At 39.7% G+C, this 1573-nt stretch carries 1 protein-coding gene; it reads left to right on the top strand.

Annotated features, from left to right (window positions below; translation table 11 throughout):
• Positions 1 to 2 precede the first annotated feature (2 nt).
• Positions 3 to 1538, top strand: a complete 1536-nt coding sequence (locus tag CLV33_RS17425; RefSeq protein ID WP_105474952.1) for an IS1182 family transposase — start codon at positions 3 to 5, stop codon at positions 1536 to 1538.
• Positions 1539 to 1573 lie beyond the last annotated feature (35 nt).

Genomic DNA, 1573 nt, shown 5'->3' with positions numbered 1-1573 from the left:
GGATGAGCAAAAAAGTAGTTTTTAAGACCTACCATCAAGACCAGCTAAGTCTATTGCCACCAAGTTATGATGATTTAGTCCCTACTAATCATCCTGTACGCTTGGTCAATACGATTATTGACCGTCTTGATATTACGGCACTAGAGAAGAGTTATAAAGGCGGTGGCACATCGAGCTATCATCCACGTATGCTTCTGAAGGTTATCATTTATGCCTATTTGCGCAATCTATATTCATCACGTAAGATAGAACAAGCCTTGGGTGAGAATATTCACTTTATGTGGTTAAGCGGTCAGACCAGACCAGACCATAACACGATCAATGATTTTAGGGGCAAACGCCTTAAGGTTCATTTAAAGAAGATATTCAATCAGGTAGTTTTGTTATTGGTCGAGCAAGGCGTTGTAAATTTAAAAGACCTTTACGTGGATGGTACCAAGATAGAAGCCAACGCTAATCGTTACACCTTTGTTTGGGGCAAATCCATAGGCAAGAACAAGGAACGTATCCAAAAGCAATTAAAAGAGCTTTGGTCTTATGTTGAGAAAGTTTACAAAGACGAACAGCATGTGCCCAACACGCCAGACTTCGAGGCTATTGATGCTGATAAAGTAGAAGCCACCATCAACCAGATCAATGATGCTTTAAAAGCAAAGCGTATAGATAAGAAAGTAAAACAAAAGCTCAACTATGCCAAGAAGAACTGGCCTTCCAATCTCAAAAAATATGAGGAGCAAGAAACGATCTTAAAAGGCAGGAATAGTTATAGCAAGACCGATCCAGATGCCACATTTATGCGCATGAAGGACGACCATATGCAAAACGGGCAACTCAAACCAGGTTATAACCTGCAAGCCTCTACCAATAACCAATACATTACAAATTACACGCTCGGGCAAACCACAGCAGATACCACATTGCTAAAAGACCATGTAGAAGACCACATAGAAAGCTACAATGAAACACCAGATAGCATAACGGCAGATGCAGGTTATGGTAGCGAAGAAAACTATACCGACTTAGAGTCCAAGAATATAGATGCCTTTGTTAAATACAATTACTTCCATAAAGAGCAGAAACAAAGTAAGAAAGAGCCCAACCCATTCCATCCAAACCAGTTGTTTTACAACACCGATACAGACACCTATTACTGTCCAATGGGGCAAGCCATGACCAACATTGGTAGCTATAAAAAGAAAACAAAGACAGGCTTTGAACAAACCATAACGCGTTACCAGGCCCAAAACTGTAATGGTTGCCCACTTAGAGGCCTATGCCATAAATCCAAGTACAACCGTATTATAGAACGCAACTATAACCTATCAAGGCTAAAAGCCCAGGCAAGAACAAAGCTTACCAGTGAAAAAGGTATGGAAAAACGCAAACAACGATGCTGGGATGTAGAAGCGGTCTTTGGAAACATAAAACAAAATATGGGCTTTAAACGATTTATGTTAAGAGGAATCGACAAGGTAAATGTTGAAATAGGGCTAATTGCAATGGCCCACAACCTTAAAAAGTATAGTTTGGCAATATAAAATCACTTTTGCTTTTTTATATTGAGCGTTTTGTA

The sequence above is a fragment of the Jejuia pallidilutea genome (genome assembly GCF_002973595.1).
Classification (GTDB): domain Bacteria; phylum Bacteroidota; class Bacteroidia; order Flavobacteriales; family Flavobacteriaceae; genus Jejuia; species Jejuia pallidilutea.
The sequence above is the reverse complement of the archived record's forward strand: the minus strand, read 5'-3'. Positions and strand labels throughout refer to the sequence as shown.